Origin of the sequence: Rathayibacter sp. AY1D9, assembly GCF_002932395.1 — a bacterium.
In the GTDB taxonomy this organism is placed as follows: Bacteria; Actinomycetota; Actinomycetes; order Actinomycetales; family Microbacteriaceae; genus Rathayibacter.
In genome coordinates, this window is sequence record NZ_PSVQ01000070.1 from 1 (window position 1) to 3,791 (window position 3,791).

Sequence of the window (3,791 nt, forward strand, 5' to 3'; positions counted from 1 at the left end):
TCGGTGTCGGCGCGCGTCGAGATCGGGCGAAGGCGCTGGCGGGGGTCTCGATACGGCTCGCTGGGGCTACTCGACCAGCATGAACCGCACGTGCTCAAGGGGTCCGGGTGAGCGGATGAGCGGCCGGCGTGCGATCGGACGGTGTCGATCCGCCGAGCGACGGCCAGGAGAGCAGCGCAGGGGAGAGGGAGCGCGCATCGTCTTCCGCGCCGCTCGGACGGCGCGAGCCGCGTTCGACGGTCTCCGTCGTGACCCGGAGACGTCGTCGACGGACTCCTCGACCCACTGCGCGGGCCTCGGACACGCCGCCTCGCGCGCCTCGGAGGGCCGATTTCCACAGTGTGAGGAACCTGTGGATAACTGTGGACAACCGCCTCGGGACTGTGCGCCGGGAGAGCCCGCCTGTGGAGGGCGACCGGTCGGCTCGGATCGCTCCACAGGGCGTCCACGGGCCCGCTCACACTCCCTCCACAGGGGCGGGTCCCTCCGATCCCACCCAGGAGTAGGGGTCCGAAGCGTTTTCCACAGTTTCCACACGTGTTAACACTGTTAACGCAGTTCTCTCTTTAATGAAGCCTCGACCGGCAACCTCTCCACAGCGGCTCGGGAGTGCTCGGCGGTCCACCCCCTTCCGAGCTCGTCGAGCCCGGCGGGTACGATGGGCGACGGTCTTCGTCCGCGACTCGTCAGGGGTGTACTCGTGAGGTTCCAAGCCAACCGCGATGTCTTCAGCGAGGCGGTGTCCTTCGCGGTCAAGCTGCTTCCGCAGCGCACGACCCTGCCGATCCTCTCCGGAGTCCTCATCGAGGCGACCTCCGAGGGTCTGACGCTGTCCTCCTTCGACTACGAGGTGTCCGCGCAGACGCAGATCGCGGCCGACGTGGAGGAGACGGGGACCGTGCTCGTCTCGGGCCGTCTGCTCGCTGACATCGCGAACCGCCTCCCCAACGCTCCCGTGCGCATCGCCACGGAGGAGTCGCGCGTCTCGGTCTCGGCCGGCTCGGCGCACTTCACGCTCCTGCAGATGCCCGTGGAGGAGTACCCGAGCATCCCCGAGATCGACGCCTCCACCGGCCTCGTCCCGGCCGACGCCTTCGCGGCCGCCGTCTCGCAGGTGGCGGTCGCCGCCTCCCGCGACGACGTGACCCCCGTCATCACCGGCGTGCAGCTCGAGATCACCGAGAACACGATCGGCCTCGTCGCGACGGATCGCTACCGCGTGGCCGTCCGCGAGATCGACTGGGACAACGGGGACAACCCCGCGCCCACCCAGCCGCTCACCGCCCTCGTGCCCGCGCGCACGCTGCAGGAGGTCGGCAAGACCTTCGGCCACTCCGGCACCGTCTCCGTCGCGATCACCAACCGCGACGAGCGCGAGCTGATCGCCTTCACCGCGGACCGCAAGACCGTCACCTCGCTGCTGATCAAGGGCAACTTCCCGCCCGTGAAGCGCCTCTTCCCCGCCTCCGTCGAGAACTACGCGGTCATGTCGACCAGCGACCTCATCGAGGCCACCCGCCGCGTCTCGCTCGTGCTCGAGCGCGAGGCGGCCCTCCGCTTCAGCTTCAGCAGCGACGGCCTCACCCTCGAGGCCATCGGCTCCGAGCAGGCGCAGGCGTCCGAGAGCATCGACGCGATCGTGACCGGCGACGACGTGGTCGTCTCGCTCAAGCCGCAGTTCCTGCTCGACGGCCTCGCCGCCGTCCACTCGGAGTTCGTGCGCATCGCGTTCACGAAGACCGAGAACCCCAACAAGCCCGGCCCCGTCCTGATCACCGCGCAGACCTCGCGGGAGCAGCCCGGCAGCGACAGCTACCGCTACCTGCTCCAGCCCAACCTGCTGCTGCGCTGACCACTCCCCGGATCGCAGAGCCGCGACCGCCCCGCTCCCGACGAGCGCCCGCCCGCCGGACAACGAATCCAGGAAGGTTCACCATGCACATCGGACTCGTCGGCCTCGGCAAGATGGGCGACAACATGCGCTCCCGCCTCCGCTCCAAGGGGCTCGAGGTCACCGGCTACGACCGCAATCCCGACGTCTCGGACGCGGCCTCTCTCGACGAGATGATCGCCGCACTCCCCTCGCCCCGCATCGTCTGGGTGATGGTGCCGGCCGGCGAGATCACCGACGCGGTCGTCAAGGACCTGTCGGAGAAGCTCAGCGAGGGCGACCTCGTCATCGACGGCGGCAACTCCCGCTTCACCGAGGACTTCAAGCACGACGCGCTGCTGAAGCCCAAGGGCATCCACTACATCGACGCGGGCGTCTCCGGCGGCGTCTGGGGACTCCAGAACGGCTACGGCCTGATGGTCGGCGGCCCGAAGGAGCTCGTCGAGTACGCCATGCCCGTCTTCGACGCGCTGCGCCCCGAGGGCCCCCGCGAGGAGGGCTTCGTCCACGTCGGCGAGGTCGGCGCCGGCCACTACGCGAAGATGGTCCACAACGGCATCGAGTACGCCCTGATGCAGGCGTTCGCCGAGGGCTACGAGCTGCTCGAGACCCGCAGCGACATCATCAAGGACGTCACCGGCACCTTCAAGGCCTGGCAGCGCGGCACGGTCGTGCGCTCCTGGCTGCTCGAGCTCCTCGTCCGCGCCCTCGAGCAGGATCCGGACTTCAAGAACATCGAGGGCTACGTGCAGGACTCGGGCGAGGGCCGCTGGACCATCGAGGAGGCCATCAACAACGCCGTCCCGGTGCCCACGATCAGCGCCTCGATCTTCGCCCGCTTCGTCTCCCGCCAGGAGGACTCCCCCGCGATGAAGGCCGTCGCAGCGCTCCGCAACCAGTTCGGCGGGCACTCCGTCAAGGCCGTCGACTGAGTGGGCTGGTGAGGACTGCCTCCGGCAGTCCTCACGGCGGTCGGCTTCCCGAGGGGGGCGCGTTCCGTAGAGCCGGTGACGGACGGCGGACTGCGGCCCGCCGCCCCCGTGAGGCAGGGATGCTCTCACGGAGGCGGCGGGCCTCCGGCCGCCTCCACCCTGCTACCGGCGTCGGGCGGCGAGCCTGCGGCCGCCTTCACGGGCAGGGACGGGGCGCCGCCGATCATGCTGGTCGAGTGGCCCCGCGACGGCGCATGGAGACCAGCCCGACGGATGGTCTTGCCAGCATGCTGGTCGAGTAGCCCCGGAGGGGCGTATCGAGGCTCGAGGCGAGGGCCTGGCCGGCGCTGGGAGAGCGGATCGCAGGCGCCGGAGCGGGTGGATCGGCCGATCGGGACGGGCGAGGAGCCCGCAGGGGTGCAGGGAAGGCCCGCGACGACGGGTGGAGGAGAGGAGCGCGACGTGCAGGTGACGCAGCTGGCGCTCAGCGACTTCCGGAACTACGAGTCGGTCGATGTCGAGCTCGTGCCCGGACCGAACCTCTTCGTCGGCCGCAACGGCCAGGGCAAGACGAACCTCGTCGAATCTCTCGGCTACCTCTCCACCCTGGGCTCGCACCGCGTGTCGAGCGACCAGGCGCTCATCCGCGCCGGCCGGGACAGCGCCGTGGTGCGCGCCCGCCTCCGCAACGGCGAGCGCGACCTGCTGGCCGAGGTGCAGATCAACCGCTCCTCCCCCAACCGCGCGCAGATCAACCGCGGCGGGATCAAGCCGCGCGAGCTCCCCCGCTTCTTCTCCAGCGTCCTCTTCGCGCCGGAGGACCTCCTCCTCATCCGCGGCGACCCGTCGGCCCGCCGCCGCTTCCTCGACCAGCTGGTGATCCTCCGCTCCCCGCGGATGAGCGCCGTCCAGGCCGACTACGAGCGGGTGCTGCGCCAGCGCAACTCGCTGCTCAAGTCCGCACGGGC

3 protein-coding genes are annotated in these 3,791 nt (G+C 70.1%); all 3 read left to right on the forward strand.

The genetic code is table 11. The annotated features are described in order from the left end of the window. The first annotated feature begins 700 nt into the window (after positions 1–700). Positions 701–1,852, forward strand: a complete 1,152-nt coding sequence (gene dnaN, locus C5C50_RS16480; protein ID WP_104222678.1) for a DNA polymerase III subunit beta — start codon at positions 701–703, stop codon at positions 1,850–1,852. 83 nt (positions 1,853–1,935) lie between these two features. Next, positions 1,936–2,823: a phosphogluconate dehydrogenase (NAD(+)-dependent, decarboxylating) gene (gene gnd, locus C5C50_RS16485; RefSeq protein ID WP_104222677.1), complete on the forward strand. Its 888-nt coding sequence runs from the start codon at positions 1,936–1,938 to the stop codon at positions 2,821–2,823. Between the two features lie 462 nt (positions 2,824–3,285). Beyond that, on the forward strand, positions 3,286–3,791 hold a 506-nt coding region (locus C5C50_RS16490; RefSeq protein ID WP_146085930.1), incomplete at its 3' end, for an AAA family ATPase.

Coding starts and splice junctions, on each gene's coding strand:
- gnd (WP_104222677.1), top strand. CDS start 1,936: ATGCACATCGGACTCGTCGGCCTCGGCAAGATGGGCGACAACATGCGC.